The organism is Mycobacterium sp. IDUB_9, assembly GCF_055419505.1.
Map to the genome: position 1 here is coordinate 211177 of NZ_JBVAXU010000002.1, position 19192 is coordinate 230368.

At 66.8% G+C, this 19192-nt stretch carries 19 protein-coding genes; 8 read left to right on the forward strand and 11 right to left on the reverse strand.

Annotated features, from left to right (window positions below; genetic code table 11):
* Positions 1 to 7: 7 nt before the first annotated feature.
* From ACZY08_RS09525 to ACZY08_RS09555, 7 genes are all read right to left on the reverse strand, one after another.
* Entirely contained in the window at positions 8 to 1231 is a 1224-nt protein-coding gene (locus ACZY08_RS09525) for an RNA polymerase sigma factor (protein WP_463745066.1), read from the reverse strand.
* A 6-nt stretch (positions 1232 to 1237) separates the two neighbouring features.
* Complete coding sequence (locus ACZY08_RS09530; protein WP_463745065.1) at positions 1238 to 1933, reverse strand: YciI family protein; 696 nt, start codon at positions 1931 to 1933, stop codon at positions 1238 to 1240.
* A 105-nt stretch (positions 1934 to 2038) separates the two neighbouring features.
* Positions 2039 to 2899 carry a cyclopropane mycolic acid synthase family methyltransferase gene (locus tag ACZY08_RS09535; RefSeq protein WP_463745064.1) on the reverse strand — a complete coding sequence of 287 codons (861 nt, stop codon included), beginning with the start codon at positions 2897 to 2899 and terminating at the stop codon, positions 2039 to 2041.
* Between the two features lie 186 nt (positions 2900 to 3085).
* Positions 3086 to 3964: a cyclopropane mycolic acid synthase family methyltransferase gene (locus tag ACZY08_RS09540; RefSeq protein ID WP_463745063.1), complete on the reverse strand. Its 879-nt coding sequence runs from the start codon at positions 3962 to 3964 to the stop codon at positions 3086 to 3088.
* A 170-nt stretch (positions 3965 to 4134) separates the two neighbouring features.
* On the reverse strand, positions 4135 to 5052 hold the full coding sequence (locus ACZY08_RS09545) for an alpha/beta fold hydrolase (RefSeq protein WP_463745062.1): 918 nt from the start codon (positions 5050 to 5052) through the stop codon (positions 4135 to 4137).
* Positions 5053 to 5061: 9 nt separating this feature from the next.
* Entirely contained in the window at positions 5062 to 6435 is a 1374-nt protein-coding gene (locus tag ACZY08_RS09550; protein WP_463745061.1) for an ABC1 kinase family protein, read from the reverse strand.
* 52 nt (positions 6436 to 6487) lie between these two features.
* A complete protein-coding gene (locus ACZY08_RS09555) occupies positions 6488 to 7495 on the reverse strand; it encodes an oxygenase MpaB family protein (RefSeq protein ID WP_463745060.1) in 1008 nt (335 codons plus the stop codon).
* 76 nt (positions 7496 to 7571) lie between these two features.
* Here ACZY08_RS09555 and ACZY08_RS09560 point away from each other — a divergent pair, with 76 nt between their 5' ends.
* The gene (locus tag ACZY08_RS09560) at positions 7572 to 8183 is read left to right on the forward strand and encodes a TetR/AcrR family transcriptional regulator (protein ID WP_463745059.1); all 612 of its coding nucleotides are present in this window, start codon (positions 7572 to 7574) and stop codon (positions 8181 to 8183) included.
* A 48-nt stretch (positions 8184 to 8231) separates the two neighbouring features.
* Here the strand turns inward: ACZY08_RS09560 and ACZY08_RS09565 are convergent, their stop codons facing one another.
* Together ACZY08_RS09565 and ACZY08_RS09570 are read right to left on the reverse strand one after the other, a co-directional pair.
* Positions 8232 to 8825, reverse strand: coding sequence for a DinB family protein (locus ACZY08_RS09565; RefSeq protein WP_463745058.1), 594 nt, complete (start codon positions 8823 to 8825; stop codon positions 8232 to 8234).
* A gap of 3 nt (positions 8826 to 8828) precedes the next feature.
* On the reverse strand, positions 8829 to 9353 hold the full coding sequence (locus tag ACZY08_RS09570; protein ID WP_463745057.1) for a DinB family protein: 525 nt from the start codon (positions 9351 to 9353) through the stop codon (positions 8829 to 8831).
* 61 nt (positions 9354 to 9414) lie between these two features.
* Between ACZY08_RS09570 and ACZY08_RS09575 the strand changes: the two genes are divergently transcribed.
* Positions 9415 to 10386 (forward strand): helix-turn-helix transcriptional regulator, encoded by a 972-nt coding sequence (locus tag ACZY08_RS09575; RefSeq protein WP_463745056.1) that lies wholly within the window; start codon positions 9415 to 9417, stop codon positions 10384 to 10386.
* Here ACZY08_RS09575 and ACZY08_RS09580 read toward each other — a convergent pair.
* On the reverse strand, positions 10379 to 10927 hold the full coding sequence (locus ACZY08_RS09580; protein ID WP_463745055.1) for a nucleotidyltransferase family protein: 549 nt from the start codon (positions 10925 to 10927) through the stop codon (positions 10379 to 10381). The two genes, ACZY08_RS09575 and ACZY08_RS09580, sit on opposite strands and share 8 nt — an antisense overlap.
* Positions 10928 to 10991: 64 nt before the next feature.
* Here ACZY08_RS09580 and ACZY08_RS09585 point away from each other — a divergent pair, with 64 nt between their 5' ends.
* Genes ACZY08_RS09585 through ACZY08_RS09600 form a run of 4 tightly spaced genes read left to right on the forward strand, consistent with a single transcriptional unit; the run spans position 10992 to position 17486 of the window.
* Positions 10992 to 11744, forward strand: a complete 753-nt coding sequence (locus tag ACZY08_RS09585) for an endonuclease/exonuclease/phosphatase family protein (RefSeq protein ID WP_463745054.1) — start codon at positions 10992 to 10994, stop codon at positions 11742 to 11744.
* An 18-nt stretch (positions 11745 to 11762) separates the two neighbouring features.
* Complete coding sequence (locus ACZY08_RS09590; protein WP_463745053.1) at positions 11763 to 15953, forward strand: glycoside hydrolase family 38 N-terminal domain-containing protein; 4191 nt, start codon at positions 11763 to 11765, stop codon at positions 15951 to 15953.
* Entirely contained in the window at positions 15950 to 16567 is a 618-nt protein-coding gene (locus tag ACZY08_RS09595; RefSeq protein ID WP_463745052.1) for a DUF7158 domain-containing protein, read from the forward strand. Before ACZY08_RS09590 ends, ACZY08_RS09595 begins: the two co-directional genes overlap by 4 nt.
* Before the next feature lie 28 nt (positions 16568 to 16595).
* Positions 16596 to 17486, forward strand: a complete 891-nt coding sequence (locus ACZY08_RS09600; RefSeq protein ID WP_463745307.1) for an ROK family protein — start codon at positions 16596 to 16598, stop codon at positions 17484 to 17486.
* On the opposite strand, the gene ACZY08_RS09605 is transcribed toward ACZY08_RS09600, so the two are convergent.
* Positions 17387 to 17821 carry a winged helix-turn-helix transcriptional regulator gene (locus ACZY08_RS09605; RefSeq protein WP_463745051.1) on the reverse strand — a complete coding sequence of 145 codons (435 nt, stop codon included), beginning with the start codon at positions 17819 to 17821 and terminating at the stop codon, positions 17387 to 17389. The genes ACZY08_RS09600 and ACZY08_RS09605 overlap by 100 nt on opposite strands.
* 72 nt (positions 17822 to 17893) lie before the next feature.
* Between ACZY08_RS09605 and ACZY08_RS09610 the strand changes: the two genes are divergently transcribed.
* Both ACZY08_RS09610 and rplJ read left to right on the forward strand, forming a co-directional pair.
* Entirely contained in the window at positions 17894 to 18346 is a 453-nt protein-coding gene (locus tag ACZY08_RS09610; RefSeq protein WP_463745050.1) for an anthrone oxygenase family protein, read from the forward strand.
* A gap of 274 nt (positions 18347 to 18620) precedes the next feature.
* Positions 18621 to 19148: a 50S ribosomal protein L10 gene (gene rplJ / locus ACZY08_RS09615; protein WP_463745049.1), complete on the forward strand. Its 528-nt coding sequence runs from the start codon at positions 18621 to 18623 to the stop codon at positions 19146 to 19148.
* Positions 19149 to 19192: the final 44 nt, after the last annotated feature.

The window sequence follows — 19192 nt, forward strand, 5'->3', positions numbered from 1 at the left end:
CTCGGCATCAGGGGGTGAGGCATTCGGCGAGGCGGCGGCGCAGGAACGCCCGCGCCGGCTCAGACCCAGCGCCTTCGCCTTCGAGGGCGACGCGGTACCAGTGCTGGGCCTCGCTCAGCCGGCCGGCCCGGCGCAGCAGGTCCGCCCGGATCGGCGCCACCGCATTCGTCCGGGCCAGCCGCGGATCGTCGGCCACCTCGTCGAGCGCGGCCAGCCCGGCCGGGAATCCGTCGCGGAAGCCAACGGCGAGTGCACGATTGGCGCGTACAACTGGCGAGTCCGTCATCGCCGCCAAACGGTCGTAGGCCAGGCAGATGGTGCCCCAGTCGGTGAGCTGCCAGGTGGGCGCTGTGGCATGCACCGCCGCGATCACCGCCTGCGGAAGATAGGTGCCAGGTGCGCCGTCGGCCGATCGCAACTGTTCCAGGCCTCGGGCGATACGGCCGCGGTCCCAGTGGCTACGGTCCTGCTCGTCCAGCGGTATCAACGCACCGCTCTCGTCCACGCGGGTCCGTCGGCGTGAATCATGTAGCAGCACAAGCGCGGCGAGGGCATGGGCGTCACGATTGCCTGGCAACAACGAGCACAGCTCACCCGCGAGCCGGACCCCTTCGTCACACAGTTCGTCACGGATGGCCGAGGGGCCGCCCGTCGACCAATAGCCCTCGGTGAACACCGAATAGATGCAGCCGAGTACGTGTGGTGTGCGCTCAGCCAGAAGCTCCGGTGGCGGGACCCGCAACGGGATGTTGGCCTGGCGGATCTTGTTCTTGGCCCTGGTGATTCGCTGACCCACCGCGGCCTCCGACTGCAGCAGCGCCCGGGCGATCTCGGTGACGGTGAGACCGGAGATCAACCGCAGCGTCAAAGCCAGTTGCGAGCTGCGGTCCAGCGCGGGGTGAGCGCAGGTGAACATCATCCGCAGCTCGTCGTCGCGCACCGGCTGCAGCTCCCCGTCACCGGACGCGCTCACCCGTTCGTACACGGCTGCGAGTTCCTTTCCGGGACGGGCAGATTCACGCCGCAGGCGGTCCAGGGCCCGATTACGTGCCACCGTTGTCAGCCACGCACCGGGACTGGCGGGCACGCCGTCGGCCGGCCATACCTGCAACGCCTGGGCGCAGGCCTCCTGGACGGCGTCCTCGGCCACGGTGAGATCACCCGACCAGCGGGCGATGGTGGCCACCGCCGGGCCCCACTCGCGCCGAAAGACGCCGTCCAGCTGGGTCACCGAGGACTACAGGCCCGCGACGTCCGACAACTGGCGGACCTCGATGGCCGACGCCGGAATCATCGACGCCAGCTTGACCGCCTCCTCCCGATCGGACGCACGCAGAACGTAGAAGCCGTTGGCCACCTCAGCGCCCTCGGCATACGGGCCGTCGGTGAGCATGACCTTGCCGTCACGCACGCGGACGGTGGTCGCGGTGGACGGCGGATGCAGCGGAGCGCCGGAAAGCGTCTTGTCGCCGATGGTCTTGGCGAGTTCGACGTGCAGGCCGGCCTGCTGGTTCCACTCATCGGTGCCCGGGGTGTGAACGTCCTCCGGCCGCTCCAGCAGCAGTGCCAGCCAATCGTTGCCCAGTGGCTGCTCGGGAGCCTGCCAGTGGACCATCGGCCACACTTCGACCGCACCGAACTGGGCGACCGGGATGTCGCGGGCCAGCGTCAGTGCCTCGTCGAGATTGTCGGCCTCGAACACGTAGTAGCCGCAGGCCACCTCGGCACCCTCGGCGTACGGGCCGTCGGTGACCGTCGGGTGGTCCGGCCCGCCGGTGATGCGGGTCGCGGTGGCGGCCCGGTCCAGTGCGTCGCCCGCCCGGATCGCTGACTTGGCCTTGCTGTGGAAAGCCTCGAAGGCAGCCATGCCCTCGGCCCGCTGCTCGGGTGTGAGTTCGACATCCTGGCTGATCAGTAAAGCGAAGTAGTGCATCGTCATCTCCCGGTGTCAGCGAGCGAAACCCTCTGTTCCACTCTCTACCCATCCGACGAACGAGGCTGCCGGGATCCGACACTCTTCGGGAGATGTTTTCGGCGGCTACTTCTGCAACGTGAACTGATGCACGCTGATGTGGCCCGAGGCGAAGTACTTCTGGCAGCCGTTGAGGTACTTGTCGTAGCGGTCGTAAACCTCTTGGCCCTGGATTGCGATGGCCTCGTCCTTGTGCGCCTCGAGCGCCTCGGCCCAGTTCTTGAGCGTCCGGACGTAGTGCGGGCCGATCTCCTGCAGCTGGGTGAGCTTGAACCCGGCCTCGGTGGCTTTCTCCTGCTCCATCTCCACCGACGGCAGCCGACCACCGGGAAAGATCTCGGTCATGATGAAGTGGGCGAACCGGGCGTCTTCGAACGTCATGTGCAGGCCGAGCTTCTGACCTTGACGAAGGTCGAATCCGGTGATGTTGTGCAGCAACATGGTGCCGCCGTCGGGCAGCGCGTTGTAGGTCGTCTCGAAAAATGCCGGATACCGCTCGAATCCGAAATGCTCGAAGGCACCGATTGACACGATGCGGTCGACCTTGTCGTCGAATTCTTCCCAGCCCTGGAGCCGAACCTCGACGTTGCGGTCGGTGGGAATCTTGGCGAGCTTTTCGATGGCGTATTCACGCTGCTCGCCACTGAGAGTCAGCCCGATGACATTGACGTCGTATTTCTCGATCGCGCGTGCCATGCCGGCGCCCCAACCGCAGCCGATGTCGAGCAGAGTCATCCCTGGTTCCAGCCCCAGCTTGCCCAGCGCCAGATCGAATTTGGCGATCTGGGCTTCGTCGCCGGTCATGTCCTCGCGTTCGAAATAGCCGCAGGTGTAACCCATCGTGGGGCCTAGGAACAGTTCATAGAATTCATTTGAAATGTCGTAGATCGACTGCAGTTCTTCATATTTCGGTGTCAATTTGGACATATTAGCTATGCTCCAAGCTGTAGAGTTCTTCGGCGCGATCTCAGGGTACCGCAGGCACTCCCGGCGGACCTGTCGTCGCCACTGTCAATGAATTTCGTTGGCAAACAAAGTTATTCGCTTAGGCAACCAATTGTGTACTGATTTCCTGCGGAAACTGCTCAGGCGGTGCCACTTCAGCGAAGAAAATTAACTCGCGACATGCAGGGTGAACTGGTTGACGTCGATGTACCCCACGCGGAACGCGCCGGCGCAGCCTGTCAGGTAATGCATGTAGCGGTCGTACATCTCCTGGGACTGGATCCGCACCGCATCGTCGTGGCATGCCTGCAGCGCGGCCGCCCACAGGTCGAGCGTGCGCGCATAGTGCGGCTGCAGAGACTGCCTGCGGGTCAGCCGGAAGGACGCGCGCTCTGCATGTTCGGTGACCATCTCAATGGACGGCAGCCGCCCACCCGGGAAGATCTCGGTGGTCATGAACTTGATGAACCGCGCGAATGCGAACGACAACGGCATCCCCCGGTCGATCATCTGCTGCGGTAACAGCCCGGTGATCGTGTGCAACAGCATCACCCCGTCGTCGGGCAGCGCATCGTGGGCGAACGCGAAGAAGTCGTCGTAGCGGTCGTGACCGAAGTGCTCGAACGCACCGATCGAGACGATGCGGTCCACCGGCTCGTCGAACTGCTCCCAGCCGGCCAGCAGGACTCTTTTGGTGCATGGACTGTCGGATTCGTCGAACATGTTCTGCACGTACGCCCGCTGGTTGCGGCTGAGTGTGAGGCCGACGACATTGACGCCGTGACGCTCGATTGCGCGCATAAGCGTTGCGCCCCAGCCGCATCCGACATCGAGCAAGGTCATCCCGGGTTGCAGACCCAGCTTGCCCAATGCCAGGTCGATCTTGGCGAGCTGGGCTTCTTCGAGCGTCATGTCATCGCGTTCGAAGAACGCGCAACTGTAGGTCCGGGTCGGATCCAGGAACAGGGCGAAGAAATCGTCGGACTGGTCGTAGTGGGCTTGTACGTCGTCGAAATGGGGTTTGAGTTGCTCAGGCTTTCTGGCCACGTGTCACCTACCGAGAGGGGACCTACTGGGCGAGAGCACGCTGGGCCACTTCTTGACCGAGCTGTCCCCCCAGACTGCTGCAGAAAACTGTAAGGCCTGTTTTCCCAGCTACCGAGTGTTCAAACCCTGGCAAACGCTGGTTGCGGTAATTAACGTTGCAGATGCAGAAATCAGCTGGAACTGGCGAAGTTTGTCTTGAGCTCGCCGACGACCTCGTCCCACACCGGTTCGGGTAGCTCGTGACCCATGCCGTCGATCAGCACCAGGCGGGCGCCCTCGATGGAACGAGCCACCGCCCGTCCGCCGAACGGACGCATCAACCGGTCGGAGAGGCCATGGATCACCACGGTGGGGACGTTGATCCGCTTGTCGTGATGGCGCAGGCTGCCGCTGCCCAGAATCGCATCGAAATGTCGGGCGATCCCGGCCGGGTAGTAGGCGCGGTCGTACAGTTCGGCGGCCTGGGCTCTGATCTCCGCCTCGGGAGTGGGGTAGCCGGGGCTGCCGTTGATCCGGCTGATCCGAACTGCGTTGTCGATGACGGTGTCTCGCGATGAATTGGCGGGTGGGCCGGTGATCACCGACAGCAGCTGCTTGATGCCCGGCGGCGGCAACAACGGCTGGTTGTTGCTGGAGAAGATCACCGCCAGCGACTTGGTGCGCTGTGTGTACCGGGACGCGAACACCTGGGCGATCATCCCGCCCATCGAACCGCCGACGATGTGGGCGGTGTCGATCCTGAGGTGATCCAGCAGTGCAGCAGCGTCATCGGCGACATCTTCGAGCGTATAGACCGACGGACTGCGCAGGCCCAGAAACGACCGGGCCAGCCGCAGCGGCAGCGGGGAATCGACCCGCCTGCCGGACAACTTGGTGGACAGGCCCACGTCGCGGTTGTCGTACCGGATCACGCGCAATCCCAGGTTCACCAGCTTTTCGCAGAAACCGGTGCGCCACAACAGCATCTGCGCGCCCAGGCCCATGATCAGCAGCACGGCAGGATCATTCGGGTCGCCCATGTCCTCGTAATACAGGTCGACATCGCCGGGCTCGGCGGACGACTTGGCGAATCCGGTTCGCACGTCCATCCCGGCCACTCAGCCCTCGATCCCGTCGCCGTCTTCGCTCTGCTTGTGCTCCCGTCTGATGTCCACCATGAAGTTGGCGAAGTACCCGGTGAGCTGTGGATCGTTCATCATCTGCCAGTTCGGCGCGAGCAGCTTCATGTACCGCTCCACGTAGAGGAACTGCTTGCCGATCAACACCAATTCGCGGGGCAGCTTCACGTCGTAGGCATCGGCCAGCGCGGAGAGTTGCTTGCCGATTTCGGCGTAGGACATATCGCCGAGCGACTTCATGGTGAGGGGGGTAGCGAACTTCTCCAGGTCCTTGGCGGCCTGCGCCTCGGGCTTCATGGTGCCGACCGCGCCCATCAGTACGACGATCTTGCCCGCGGCCGCATGGTCCTTCTTGACCAGCAGGGCGTACACGAGCTCGCGCAACAACCACCGGGTGCGTGGGTCGATGCGGCCCATGATGCCGAAGTCGAAGAACACGATCTTGCCGTCGTCATCGACGTAGAGGTTGCCCGCGTGCAGGTCGCCATGGAACAGGCCGTGCTTGAGGCCGCCCTCGAACACGCTGAACAGCAGGGCCTTGACGAGCGCGGTGCCGTCGAAGCCCTTCTTGCGGACGGCCGCCGCGTCGTCGATGCGTACCCCGGTGATTCGTTCCATCGTCAGGACCCGCTGGCTGGTCAGGTCCCAGTAGACCTGAGGCACCCGGATGTTCTCGCCGAGTGGGGAGGCGTGCATGTGCGACACCCAGGCGTCCATCGACTGGGCCTCCAGCCGGAAGTCGAGCTCTTCGGCCAGGTTCTCGGCGAAGTCGGCGACCACGTCCTGGGCCGACAGGCGCCGGCCCAGCTTGGCCAGCTCCACCAGCTGCGCGCCGCGCTTGAGGATCTGCAGGTCGGCGGCGACGCGGCGGCGGATCCCCGGGCGCTGGATCTTGACCACCACCTCCTCGCCGCTGTGCAGCGTGGCGTAGTGCACCTGGGCGATCGAGGCCGAGGCGAACGGCTTCTCGTCGAAACTCTTGAACAGTTTCGTGGGCTCGTCGCCGAGCTCCTCTTTGAACAGCTGGTGGATGGCTTCCGCATTCGCCGGAGGCACCCGGTCGAGCAGGCTGCGGAACTCGCGGCTCAGCGGCTCACCGAAGGCACCGGGGCTCGACGCGATGATCTGGCCGAACTTGACGTAGGTGGGCCCCAGGTCGGAGAAGGTCTGCGGCACCTGTCTGATGATCTTCTGCTGCAGAGATCCGGCACCGAACATGCTGGCGGCGACACGGGCTCCGGTCCGGGTGATCTGCCACCCGGTGGCCCCGATACGGGCGGCTTCCACGGGCAGCGGCACCCGGCTCAACCTGGCGACCTCGCGGTGCTTGGTTTTCGGCGGCGTAGTGCTCATAGCTGCAGTGTCTCAAAGGCCACGGTCGGGCCAAAAACATCTGTGCCGTGAGTCACACCGACGCGAAGCTTTCTTCGACCTCTTCGCGGCTCAGAACGGGGTCGCTTCCGGGTACGTAAGTGGGCTCGGTGTGCGGCCCCAGCAGGGGATCGATGCCGGCGTCCACTCGCTTCTGTGCCGCCCGGAACTCGCGCGTGGTGCCGGCCGCGGTATGCAGCCCGTTGATGATCGACCACACCATCGCACGCCGGGCCGCCCGCTCGATCGGATTGGGATCAGAGTGCCCGATCAGTTGCTTGGCCCACTTCGGCATGGTGTCGCGGATCGCCCAGTCCACCGCACTCTGCGGCATCGGCAGGTTGGGGCCGGTGGCCATGGCCGCACCGTGGGTGAGCGCCAGCTTGGGCAGGTAAGAGTGCAGACACTCCAGGGTCTCGGCCTTGGTCTCGGGCAGGTCGGTGCCACCGAGGGCATGGCCGACCCGGATGAATTCGCCGTAGTAGCGGTCAAGTTTCTTACCGCGCAACGGGTTCGGATGGTAGATCTCGTGCGCGGTGGCCAGCCCCCACACCACCGTCGCATAGTTCCAGCGCAGCCAGTCCGGATCGTCGGCGTCATAGACCGCACCGTCGGGGCGGGTCCCCTTGATGGTGTGGTGCATGGCGCGGACGGTCTTGGCCACCCGTTCGGCGGTCTCGGTGTTGCCATAGGCCGTGCCGATGAAGAACGCGATGGAGTGCCCCAGTCTCACCGCCGCGCCCTGGGGATCGATCTGCGGTACGGCGACCCCCGTCTCGGGATCTCGCTTGACCAGACGCGAATGGTGCATGCCCATCCAGTAGATGGAGGGATCCAGCCGTTCGATGTAGGCCGCACACTGCAGCCCGAAGATCAACGCTTCGGTGTGGGAGTGGACGTGCCAGACGGCGCTGCCCGGGCCGAACCAGCCTGGATCGCCGGCCGGGCCGGCGAACTCCATGCCACGGAAGTAGTGCTGGCGGATGTCTTTGTCGAACTTCCGCTGAAGCATCTGCTCGAGCACCTGGTGTGGCATGTCCACCGCGGACCCCCTTCTGGTTACGTCCGTAGCCAGAATACATTTTGGGTACGGGTGTGACCAGACTTAAGCTGTAGCAATGTCGAGCCCCACCCGCTGGGCCGGTGTGCCGCTGAACGACCGCCGGGCCGAACGCCGCGCCCTGCTGGTGGACGCGGCGTTCCGGCTGTTCGGAGACGGCGGAGAGGCGGCGGTCTCGGTGCGTTCGGTGTGCCGCGAATGCGGCCTGAACACCCGCTACTTCTACGAGAGCTTCGCCGACACCGACGACCTGCTCGGAGCCGTGTACGACGAGGTCAGCGCGGCCCTGGCCGTCGACGTCGACGCCGCGACGGCCGGGGCCGCAGACTCCCTACGGGCCAGGACCCGCGCCGGCATCGCCGCGGTACTGGGCTTCAGCTCAGCCGACCCTCGGCGGGGACGGGTGCTGTTCACCGACGCCAGGGCCAACCCGGTACTGGCCGCCCGACGCACGGCGACCCAGGACCTGTTGCGCGAGGCCGTGCTGTCCGAGGGCGGCCGGCTGCACCCGCGTTCGGATCCGGTGGCCGCCCAGGTGGGCGCGGCCATGTACACCGGTGCGATGGCCGAGCTCGCCCAGCAGTGGCTGAGCGGCAACCTGGGCGACGACCTGGACGTGGTGGTGGATTATGCGCTCCGGCTGGTGCTCGGCGGCGGTGCCGCCAGTTAGGCCGGGGCGGCGGTGCCGCCAGTTAGGCCGGGGCGGCGGTGCCGCCAGTTAGGCCGGGCGCCAGCGCTTGATCCACTCGGTCTCGGGCCACTGTTCCTCGGCTGCCAGTAACTCGTACATCGTTGCGCGGTCGATGGATTCGCGGATGATGTCGGCATGCCCGGCGTGCCGGCCGAGTTCCTCGATCAGGTGCATGGCCACCCACCGCACCGACCAGTTGTCGACGTCCTGCGGGAACCACGGCACATCGTGGGGCACCGGAACCGAGGTTTCGAGGTCCTGCTCGGCGAATACCCGCAGCGTCTCGGCGTTCTGGGCCTTGAAGGCGTCGAGGAGACCGGCCAGGGTTTCGTCCTCGCGCATCACGTGCATGTCGGCGTACTCGGCGGCCTGTTCTTCGAACGGGCGGGGATCGGCCGGCGGGAACTGCGGTCCATGCTCGGCGCGGGCGGCCCAGCTCTTCTGCACCGCGGTGACGTGTTTGATCAGTCCGCCGACCGACAGCGCGCTCACTGACGGCGTGGACCGTGCCTGCTCGTCGGTCAGGCCGTGCGCCACGGCGAAGTAGGCGTTCTGCTGAAAGGCGAGGAACTCGACGAGGCTCTGGCGTTCGTCGGTCTTGGGAGGCGGCATTCCGGGCATGGTTCAGTTCTCCTTGCTGTGGGTTGAATGTGCGTAAAGGTCACGGATGCATGCGATTTCGGCGCCGTGGTGGATTACCTCCCGGTTGATGTGCAGCACCAACTCGGCCATCGGGTGCTCGGCCCACGGGCCTTCGGCCGGACCGACCGGCTTCGCCAGGTCATTCTCGTCGAGGCCCCGAACCCCGTCGATCCAATTTCGGTACGCGTCGTCGAGTTGGCTCAGGGCGGTGGCCGCATCGGTGGCATACGGCCAGGACTCGTAGTCGGCCGGTGGTCCGCCGAAGTGCGAGTGGCTGCGCATCGCGAACACGCCGACGATGACGTGCGCCAGCCGCCACGCGATGGTGGTGAACGGTTCCGGTTGTGGCGGTGGATAACTGAAGTCGATGGCACCGTCGGGGCGGATGGTCCAGCAGTCGGGGACGGGTTGCCAGAAATACTCGTCGTCGGTCAGGCCGTCCAATCGCGGCCTCAGCTGATTTGTCCAGTGGAAGTCCAGTTGGTCGGCCAGAAGGTTTGTCCACATGGGAATACGTTCTCACTCATATAGGACAGATTCGGTCCTAAACATGCGGCAGACTTCTTGCATGGTCGTGAGCAGTGAAACCACCGGCCGCGTGCTGCAACTCCTCGGATTGTTGCAGTCGCGCCGAGGCTGGACGGGTGAAGAGCTGTCCGAACGGCTCGGTGTCACCACCCGCAGCGTCCGTCGCGACATCGAGCGGCTGCGTGAGCTCGGGTACCCCGTCCACGCCAGCAAGGGGCAGGGTGGGGGCTACCAACTCGGCGCAGGTGCGGCGCTGCCCCCACTGCTCCTCGATCCAGACGAAGCCGTCGCGATGGCCGTCTGCCTGCGGCTGGCTGCCGGTGGAAGCGTCGCCGGCGTCGGCGAATCCGCTCTGCGGGCGCTGTCCAAGCTCGACCAGGTCATGCCCGCGCGGCTGCGTTCACAGGTCTCGGCGGTGCACGACGCCACCGTCACCCTGGCCCCCAACTCCTCGGACTCCCCGGTGGACCCCGAGGTGCTGATGATCCTGGCCCGCGCCTGCCGCGACCGCGAGCACGTCAACTCCGACTACACCGACATCCGGGGCAACCACACCCAGCGGCGGCTGGAGCCCTATCAACTGGTGACCACCGGCCGTCGCTGGTATCTGATGGCCTACGACCGTGACCGCGACGACTGGCGCAGTCTGCGCCTGGACCGGATGTCCGCGGTGGCGGCCCGCGGTACCACCTTCGCGCCGCGCAAGGCGCCGGACGCGGCCGACTACGTGCGCCGCTCGATCAGCTCCTCGCCCTACCGCTACGTCGCCCGCGTGCGCTATCACGCCTCGCAAGAGGTTGTGGCACAGAAGTTTCCGCCGGCATCGGCCACCGTCGAGGCGGACGGGCCCGACGCCTGCATCGTCACCACCGGCGCCGACGACCCCGAGCGCATGGTGCTCTATTTCGCCACCGTCGGCCACGACTTCGAGGTGATCGAGCCGCCCGAGGTAGCTGCCGCTGTCGCAGCCGTCGCGGCCCGCCTGCACACCGCCTCTCGCGGAACTAGGTGATCCCGAGCCGGTCGACGAGCATCAGGAACGCGGCGGCGAAGTCGTTGTCGGCGGTCGTAGCGCGCACGACATCCCAGTCGACCTGCTCGCGGACCGCACGGGCGGCGGGCAGCAGCGCCGCGAAGTCGCAATGGTGTTCGTTGAGCGACCGCAGCTTCTCCGACACCACGAGCGTCGGCGGCAGGACCGGCATCCGGATCGCCAGCACATCGAGCACCTCGGCGGATCCCAGCACCGCGGCATCCACTGACGCCCCGTTGAGCTGGTAGAGCACGTCGACCAGGACGTCGTCGTCGGGATAGGCCTTGAACAACCAGTCCTCGGGGGCATGCACGATCTGAAACCCGGCTTTGCGCAACGCCACCTCGGCTGCCTCGGCGTCGGTCTCGGCGACGACGAAATCGACGTCGTGCACGGGTTCGGGCGCACCGTGGGCCCACAACGCGTAGCTGCCGGCCAGCGCGAACTGCGGCCCGTGCGCCTTGAACGCCGACGCGGCACGCTTCAGCGCGTCACGGAGTGCGTCGTTGCGGTCGAGCATCTGCGCTCCAAGCTCTCTGGGGCGTCGATGATCGAGCCGGCGCCGTTGTGGGTACTGAGTACCCATGCGGCTGGCCACTTTCAACATCCTGCACGGACGCAGTGTTCACGATGGCGATGTCGACCTGGGCAGACTTGCCGCCGCGGTGGCCGAACTCGACGCCGACATCCTCGCGCTGCAAGAAGTCGACCTGGATCAGCCGCGCTCGGGCAAAGCGGATCTGACCGCCGTCGCCGCCCGGGCGATGAACGCCGTGCACCACCGGTTCGTCGCAGCCATCTCCGGAACCCCCGGCGCCACCTGGATGGCCGCGACCGGGCGCGAACAGCCCGGCACCGCCGCGTACGGCATCGCCCTGCTCACCCGGTACCCGGTCGAGAACTGGCAGGTGTTGCGACTCCCGCGGATACCGGTCCGGTTTCCGATGTACGTCTCGGGGATCCGCCGGTTCCGCATCGTGCACGAGGAGCCCCGGGCCGCGATGGTGGCCCGCGTCGACACCCCGCTGGGCGCGATCTCGGTGGCCAATACCCACCTGTCGTTCGTGCCGGGCTGGAACCGGCTGCAACTGCGGCATCTGATACGGGATCTGAGCGGCTTTCCCGGACCGCGGATTCTCATGGGAGACCTCAACTCGGGCGCGCCGGAGCACTGGCGGCCGCTCGGGGCCGCCCCGACGTTTCCTGCCGATACGCCGACGACGCAACTCGACCACATCCTCACCGACGACCCCAGGCTGTCCGCCACCGAATGCGTGGCACCGCACCTACCGATTTCGGATCATCGGGCGTTGGTCATCGACATTTCGGTGCCGTGAAGTCGTAGGGTTTTCCAGATGCACGTCACGTCAGTGGAGACGACGGAGCTGTTTGCCGGGCCGCAGGATGCCCCCCGGCAGCTGGTTCGGGTGAGATACGAGGCCTGCGGCTCGCCGACGCCGGTCCGGGTGGACGGGGACGGGCTCTCCGGAGAGGCGATCGCCGCATCCGGGGACGGCACCGTCGAGGTTCCGGTGGACGTCGAGCGAGGCGTACCCGGCGAGGTCCGGCGCGCCCGGGTGGGGGAAACGGCCTTCGACTTCATCGTGGCCGAGCCGGGCTGGACCATGTACATGATCAGCCACTTCCACTACGACCCGGTCTGGTGGAACACCCAGGCCGCCTACACCAGCGTGTGGACCGAGGATCCACCCGGCCAGTGCCGCCAGACCAACGGCTTCGACCTGGTCCACGCACACCTGGAAATGGCGCGGCGCGAACCGGAATACAAGTTCGTCCTCGCCGAGGTCGATTATCTCAAGCCCTATTGGGATGCGCGCCCGGAAGATCGGGCCGATCTACGCCGGTTCATCGCGCAGGGCCGCGTCGAGATCATGGGCGGCACCTACAACGAACCCAACACCAACCTCACCAGCCCGGAGACCGCGATCCGGAACTTTGTGTCGGGCATGGGGTTTCAACGCGATGTGCTGGGTGCCGATCCGGCCACCGCGTGGCAGCTCGACGTGTTCGGCCACGACCCGCAGTTTCCCGGAATGGCGGCCGATGTCGGGTTGACTTCCAGCTCGTGGGCGCGCGGACCGCACCACCAATGGGGGCCGATGCAGAACGTGGCTGGTGTGGCTGGCGACCCCGAGCGCATGCAGTTCGCCAGCGAGTTCGAGTGGATCGCGCCGTCGGGCAGAGGGCTTCTCACCCATTACATGCCTGCGCACTATTCGGCCGGATGGTGGATGGACTCGTCCGCCTCACTGGCCGAGGCGGAGGAATCCACCTACACGCTGTTCACCAAACTCAAGCGAGTTGCGTTGACCCGCAACGTGCTCCTGCCCGTCGGCACCGATTACACGCCGCCCAACAAATGGGTCACCCAGATCCACCGCGACTGGAACTCGCGGTATGTCTGGCCGAAGTTCGTGTGCGCGCTGCCATCCGAATTCTTCACCGCGGTGCGGGCCGAAGTCGACGAGCGCGGGATCACGCCGTCCCCGCAGACGCGCGATATGAATCCGATCTACACCGGCAAAGACGTCTCCTACATCGACACCAAACAGGCCAACCGGGCCGCCGAGGACGCGGTGCTCGACGCCGAGCGGTTCTCGGTGTTCGCCGGACTGCTCGGCGGTGCGGACTACCCGCAGGCCGCCATGGCCAAAGCCTGGGTGCAGCTGGCCTACGGTGCACATCACGACGCCATCACCGGCTCGGAATCCGATCAGGTCTACCTCGACCTGCTGACGAGTTGGCGCGACGCCTGGGAGCTGGGCGTCACTGCCCGCGACAATGCTCTGCGTCTGTTGTCGCAGGCCGTCGGCGGGTCCGGCGACCCCGAGAGCAGCGACCCGGGGACCAATGCCGTTGTCGTATGGAACGCACTGGCGCACAACCGGACCGACATTGTCACCGTGCACCTGGACGCGCCGTTCCCCGGTGCGGTGCTCGACAGTGACGGCAACGAGCTACCGGTTCTGGTCGAGCACGGTGGAGCGACGGTGAGCTGGCCGGCCCGTGACGTGCCGTCACTGGGCTGGCAGTCCTACCGTTTCGTCCCCGGCGCGGCGCGGGGCTGGGAACCGCTGGCGGGTGCCGAGATCGCCAACGACCGGTACCGGCTGCGCGTCGATGCGGCGCGTGGCGGTGGGGTGTGCTCGCTGCTGGACGACGGGCGCGAGCTCATCGCTGACGGCGGCGTCGGCAACGAACTGGCTGTCTACGAGGAGTATTCGGCCCACCCCGAGGCCGGGGAAGGGCCCTGGCACCTGCTCCCCACGGGGCCGGTGGTGTGCTCGTCGGCCGGGCCGGCCGACGACGTGCAGTGCTATGAGAGCGCGGTGGGGCAGCGGGTGATCGTACGGGGACGCATCGCAGACCTGTTGCGCTACACCCAGATCATCACACTGTGGTCCGGGGTGGACCGGGTCGATTGCCGCACCGTCATCGAGGAGTTCGTCGGGGCCGACCGCCTGGTGCGGCTGCGGTGGCCCTGTCCGGTGCCGGGGGCGCTTCCGGTGAGTGAGGTCGGAGATGCCGTCATCGGCCGCGGATTCGGGCTGCTGCACCACGGTGCGGATCATCACGCCGTTGATGCCGCGCAACATCCGTGGACGCTGGACAACCCCGCCTACGGCTGGTTCGGGCTGTCCTCGGCCGTGCGCGTACGGATCGGAGCCGATGCGTTGCGAGCCGTTTCGGTGGCCGAGGTGGTCGCTCCCGACGACGGCACCGACCCGCGCGATCTGATGGTGGCCCTGGTACGCGCCGGGGTGACGGCCACCTGCAGCGCTGCCGACAAACCCCGCTACGGCGATCTCACCGTGGACTCCAACCTGCCCGACACCCGGTTCGCGCTCGGTGGCCCCGATGAAAACCAGTTCACCGCAGCCGTTCTCGCCGAGGCAGACATCGCCTACACCGACGAATTCAAACGTCAGATCGACGCAAGCGGATCTGCCCGCGTCTGGGTGCCCGCCGACGCGCCGTTGATCGAACATTGGGTGCCGGGTGCCGATCTGCGCGGGGTGCGCACCTTGCCGGTCCTGATTCTGGCCGGAGACCTCGACGCGGTCGTCGATGACCTCGGTGACGCCGAGATCGTCGTCACCCAACACGTTCCCGGTGTGGCTGAACCGTTCGATGCCCGCACCGTCGCGCTGCTGAACCGTGGTGTACCCAGCTTCGCCATCGAGCCCGACGGCACCTTGCACACATCGCTGATGCGGTCCTGCACCGGCTGGCCGTCGGGCACCTGGATCGACGCGCCCCGCCGTACCGCACCGGACGGATCCAACTTCCAATTGCAGCACTGGACACACACATTCGACTACGCACTGGTCACCGGCGCAGGCGATTGGCGTGCCGCAGGGGTCGCACCCAGCGCGGCGGAGTTCAACCGGCCGCTGCAACCGGTGGTGGTCGATTCGGCAGTCGGCGGCGGTCTGCCGGCGTGGGGATCGCTACTGGAGATCGAGCCGGCGGGCACCGTACAACTGGGTGCGCTCAAGGCCACCGGGAATCCGCTCGCATCGGGCAGTGCCCGCAACGCCGATCCGGCCGACGGGGTCACCGTGCGTCTGGTCGAGATCACCGGCAGCGCCGCCGACGTCACCATCCGCTCCGGGCTGCGCGCGGTCTCCGCCGCCGCGAACCTGAACCTGCTGGAGGAGCCGGCGCCGGAGCAGCCCTCCCATCTGAGCCTGCACGGCTACCAGATCGCCACCGTATCCACTCAGCTCAACGTGCCGAAGGTGTTGCGTGGCGAGCACCAGCGGTTGGCGCCCGAAGCTGAGGCAGCACAGCCGCTCTACGCCCGGTACTGGCTGCACAACCGCGGTCCGGCGCCGCTGGGCGGCTTACCTGCTGTCGCGTACCTCCATCCGGAAAGCATTGCCGGACAACCTGGTGACGAGGTGGTCGTGCGGCTGACTGCAGCCAGCGACTGCACCGATGCCGTACTGCACGGCCGGGTCAGACTGCATGGTCCGCCAGGGTGGGACGTGCGGCCCGCAGAGTTGCCCTATGTCCTTCCACCGGGTGAGCACCTGGAAACGGAGGTGGTGTTGAGCGTCCCGGCCGGAGCCTCTCCCGGGCTGTACCCGTTGCGCGCCGAGCTCGCAGTGACGGGATCGGATGCGCTGCCGCCGTCGTGGCGGCAGGTGGTCGAGGACGTCTGCATCGTCACGATCGGTGAACCCGGAGGTGACACCGGGGCCCAAGTGCTCAAGCTGGTGTCCGAGCCGCAGGCCGTCGATGTCAAGGCCGGTGAGACCGCCCTGCTGTCGGTGACTATCGGCACCGATGCACTCGCCGGACTGAGCGCCGAGGCACACCTGATCAGCCCGTGGGGAACCTGGGAGTGGATGGGACCGGCCGCGGTCGGTGTCGAGGTGCCCGCGGGGGGTACCGCCGAGATCGGGTTCGACGTCGCGCCGCCATCGTGGGTCGAACCGGGGGAGTGGTGGGCGTTGGTCCGGGTGGGTTGTGCCGGGCGGCTGGTCTATTCGCCGGCGGTGAAGGTGACGGTCCGATGAACCCGGTGAGATATGCGGCACGAGTGGCCGGAAAACCGGTGTGGATCAAGGAGATCGACGAGCGCGAAGCCGCACTGCGGGCCGGCAACCGGGCCTCGGCACTGCCACGTCCCGGAACCAGCGAAGGGCGTCAGTTGCGCCGCTGGCTCACCCAGTTGGTGGTCGCCGAACGGGTGGTCGACGGGGAGGCCGCCGCGCGCGGCCTGTCCGGCCTCGGCGCACCCGGTCGGGAGGAGGTGCTGCCCGACGTCGCCGCCAGGCTGGAGATCGGCAGCGTCGCCGCCGCCACGCTGGCTACCCCGATGGCCCGTGCGCTGTTCGCGGATGTGACCGCCGCGGTCGATGTTTCGGATGCGGAGGTGGCTGCCTACCATGCGCGAAATCCGCTGCGGTTCGCGCCGATTCAGGCGGACTCGCACGGCTGGCATGGCCGGCCGTACGCCCCGTCGTTGGATCAGGTGCACGACCGGATAGCCGCGCACCTGCGGGCGGCCGCACGCAGGCAGGCGTTCCGGCTGTGGCTCGACGCGCGTTGCGCGGCCCTGGTGGAACTTGCCCCCGGGTACGAGCATCCCGGGGATCCCCGTCAACCGGACAACACGCACAAGCACTAGGAGTGCCTCCGTGGCCCTGCCCCTGCCAATGACCCTGGCGGTCGATATCGGCGGCACCAAGATTGCCGTCGGCCTCGTCGATCCCGAGGGGCAGCTCGTCCATCGGGCCCAGTTGCCCACCCCGGACGGTGAAGCCGAGACGGTATGGGCCGTCGTCGAGGAACTGCTCGGCGAGACCATGCGGACCGCGGGCGGGGCAGCGACCGCTGTGGGCGTGGCCTCGGCCGGGCCGATCGACCTGCCCAACGGAACCGTCAGCCCGATCAATATCACCGAGTGGCAACACTTTCCGATCGTGCAACGGGTTGCCGACGCCACCCGGTTGCCGGTCCGGCTCGGTGGCGACGGGCTGTGCATGGCGCTCGGCGAGCAGTGGTGCGGTGCGGGCCGGGGTGCGCAGTTCCTGCTCGGCATGGTGGTGTCGACCGGGATCGGCGGTGGTCTGGTGCTCGACGGCGCACCGTATGACGGCCGCACCGGAAACGCCGGCCATGTCGGCCATGTCGTCGTCGCCCCCGACGGCGGTGAGGTGTGTACCTGCGGTGGGCACGGCTGCGTCGAGACCATCGCGTCCGGGCCCAGCATGGTGCGGTGGGCCCGGCGACAGGGGTGGGACGGCACGGACGCCAAGGCGCTTGGCGACGCGGCCGGTCAAGGAGATGAATTGGCCGTCAAGGCATTTCATCGAGGGGCGCGGGCGGTGGCGGCGACGATCGCCTCGGTGGGCGCGGTCTGCGACCTGGACCTGGTGGTGATCGGCGGGGGAGTGGCCAAGTCCGGGGCATTGTTGTTCGACCCCCTGCGCGCGGCCCTCGCCGACTACGCCGGGCTCGAGTTCCTGCGGGGGCTGCGGGTGGTCCCGGCGGAACTCGGTGGGGACGCCGGCCTGGTGGGTGCGGCGGCCCTGGCGCGCGGCTGACGGCTCCGCTTCTGGAGCTCCATGTGGGTGCGACCCCATTCGCACAACGCGCCCAGCACCGGCGCCAGCGTCATGCCGTACTCCGAGATCGAATAGTGCACGCACGGCGGCACCGTGCCCGCGTCATGGCGATCGATGATCCCGGCGTCGACCAGCTCGTGCAGATGCCGGATGAGCATCCGCTCGGTGATGTCGGGGATGCTGCGGCGCAGTTCGGCGGTGCGCATCGGACCGTCGGACAACCGCCACAGGATGGTGCCCTTCCAGCGGCCGTCGATGACCGACAGCGTCGCGTCGATCGGGCACTCGCCGACCTCTTTCTTGGAAACCGCCACATCCGACCCCTTCAAGCTGACTAATTTGTCAGTACCTTGTTTTTTGTCAGCATACTGACCAGCCTGGATGGCATGGAAGAAATCGTGCAGATTCTCGCCCTGGTCGTGATGGGGCCCCTGGTCGGCGTCGAGTTCGGCGTCGCCGCGTTCACCAACCCGATCCTGCAGCGACTGCCCGACGCCGCCTACCGGCAGGCCCGCGGTACCGGCAGTCGGATCCTCGGGACGGCGATGCCGTTCTGGTACATGGGTTCGGTGGCGTTGCTGATCGCCGCCACGGTGTGGGATCCCGGGCCGGTGCTCATCACGGCCGTTGTGCTGATGGGGCTGGTCATGCTGCTGTCGGTCACCACACTGGTGCCGATCAACAACCGTGTCGCGGCGGGATTCGGCGGTGCTGGGGCCGGTGACGAGGACCCTGATCAGTTCCATGAGCTGGCCCGACGCTGGGACCGTCTGCACTGGCTGCGGGTGGCGTTGCTTGCCGCGGCGTTCGTGCTACTGGTGGTCGCGGGCGTCCGCTGACGGTGCCGGGAGGCGGCGCGTTTTGGCTGATCGGTGGGTGTTCGGCTACTCTGGTCGAGTTCCACCGAAGACCGTCGGTCACCGAGTAATCGGTTGAAGGTCCCGGGATATCCCGGGCGGCCCACGCAGGAGGACGAGGCTAGACCAGTTTTCGTGCTGGGTATATCTGCGCCCCGACCTGTCTGCGTCGGGGCGTTCGTCATTTCCGGACCTTCTTGTCGACCGGATGGCGGTTCGAGGCGGGACGCCCGATACCCACCACAAGGAGGCATGCATGGCCAAGGCTGAAAAGGCCACGGCGGTTGCCGACATTGCTGAGCAGTTCAAGGCGTCGACGGCCACCGTCGTCACCGAGTACCGCGGGCTGACTGTGGCGAACCTGGCTGAGCTGCGTCGTTCTCTCGGCGACTCCGCCACGTACACCGTCGCCAAGAACACTCTGGTGAAGCGCGCCGCGTCCGAAGCAGGCATTGAAGGTCTCGACGAGCTGTTCGCCGGTCCCACGGCGATCGCGTTCGTCAATGGTGAGCCCGTTGACGCTGCCAAGGCGATCAAGAAGTTCGCCAAGGACAACAAGGCGCTCGTCATCAAGGGCGGCTACATGGACGGCAAGGCGCTGTCCGTGTCCGAGGTCGAGAAGATCGCCGACCTCGAGTCGCGCGAGGTTCTGCTCGCCAAGCTGGCAGGTGCCATGAAGGGCAACCTGTCCAAGGCTGCAGGCCTGTTCAACGCGCCTGCTTCTCAGGTGGCCCGCCTCGCGGCGGCGCTGCAGGAGAAGAAAGCCGCCAGCGAAGCTGCCTAGCAGCTGCTCGATCGCAACGTCTGCGCAACCGCACAAACCACCCA

What these genes read in the sequence shown, in the direction of transcription:
- ACZY08_RS09530 (WP_463745065.1), bottom strand. Translation starts at nt 1,933, where the DNA reads ATGCACTACTTCGCTTTACTGATCAGCCAGGATGTCGAACTCACACCC.
- ACZY08_RS09600 (WP_463745307.1), top strand. Translation starts at nt 16,596, where the DNA reads ATGACCCTGGCGGTCGATATCGGCGGCACCAAGATTGCCGTCGGCCTC.
- ACZY08_RS09560 (WP_463745059.1), top strand. Translation starts at nt 7,572, where the DNA reads ATGTCGAGCCCCACCCGCTGGGCCGGTGTGCCGCTGAACGACCGCCGG.
- ACZY08_RS09565 (WP_463745058.1), bottom strand. Translation starts at nt 8,825, where the DNA reads ATGCCCGGAATGCCGCCTCCCAAGACCGACGAACGCCAGAGCCTCGTC.
- ACZY08_RS09585 (WP_463745054.1), top strand. Translation starts at nt 10,992, where the DNA reads ATGCGGCTGGCCACTTTCAACATCCTGCACGGACGCAGTGTTCACGAT.
- ACZY08_RS09595 (WP_463745052.1), top strand. Translation starts at nt 15,950, where the DNA reads ATGAACCCGGTGAGATATGCGGCACGAGTGGCCGGAAAACCGGTGTGG.
- ACZY08_RS09610 (WP_463745050.1), top strand. Translation starts at nt 17,894, where the DNA reads ATGGAAGAAATCGTGCAGATTCTCGCCCTGGTCGTGATGGGGCCCCTG.
- ACZY08_RS09570 (WP_463745057.1), bottom strand. Translation starts at nt 9,353, where the DNA reads ATGTGGACAAACCTTCTGGCCGACCAACTGGACTTCCACTGGACAAAT.
- rplJ (WP_463745049.1), top strand. Translation starts at nt 18,621, where the DNA reads ATGGCCAAGGCTGAAAAGGCCACGGCGGTTGCCGACATTGCTGAGCAG.
- ACZY08_RS09575 (WP_463745056.1), top strand. Translation starts at nt 9,415, where the DNA reads ATGGTCGTGAGCAGTGAAACCACCGGCCGCGTGCTGCAACTCCTCGGA.
- ACZY08_RS09590 (WP_463745053.1), top strand. Translation starts at nt 11,763, where the DNA reads ATGCACGTCACGTCAGTGGAGACGACGGAGCTGTTTGCCGGGCCGCAG.
- ACZY08_RS09550 (WP_463745061.1), bottom strand. Translation starts at nt 6,435, where the DNA reads ATGAGCACTACGCCGCCGAAAACCAAGCACCGCGAGGTCGCCAGGTTG.
- ACZY08_RS09535 (WP_463745064.1), bottom strand. Translation starts at nt 2,899, where the DNA reads ATGTCCAAATTGACACCGAAATATGAAGAACTGCAGTCGATCTACGAC.
- ACZY08_RS09545 (WP_463745062.1), bottom strand. Translation starts at nt 5,052, where the DNA reads ATGGACGTGCGAACCGGATTCGCCAAGTCGTCCGCCGAGCCCGGCGAT.
- ACZY08_RS09580 (WP_463745055.1), bottom strand. Translation starts at nt 10,927, where the DNA reads ATGCTCGACCGCAACGACGCACTCCGTGACGCGCTGAAGCGTGCCGCG.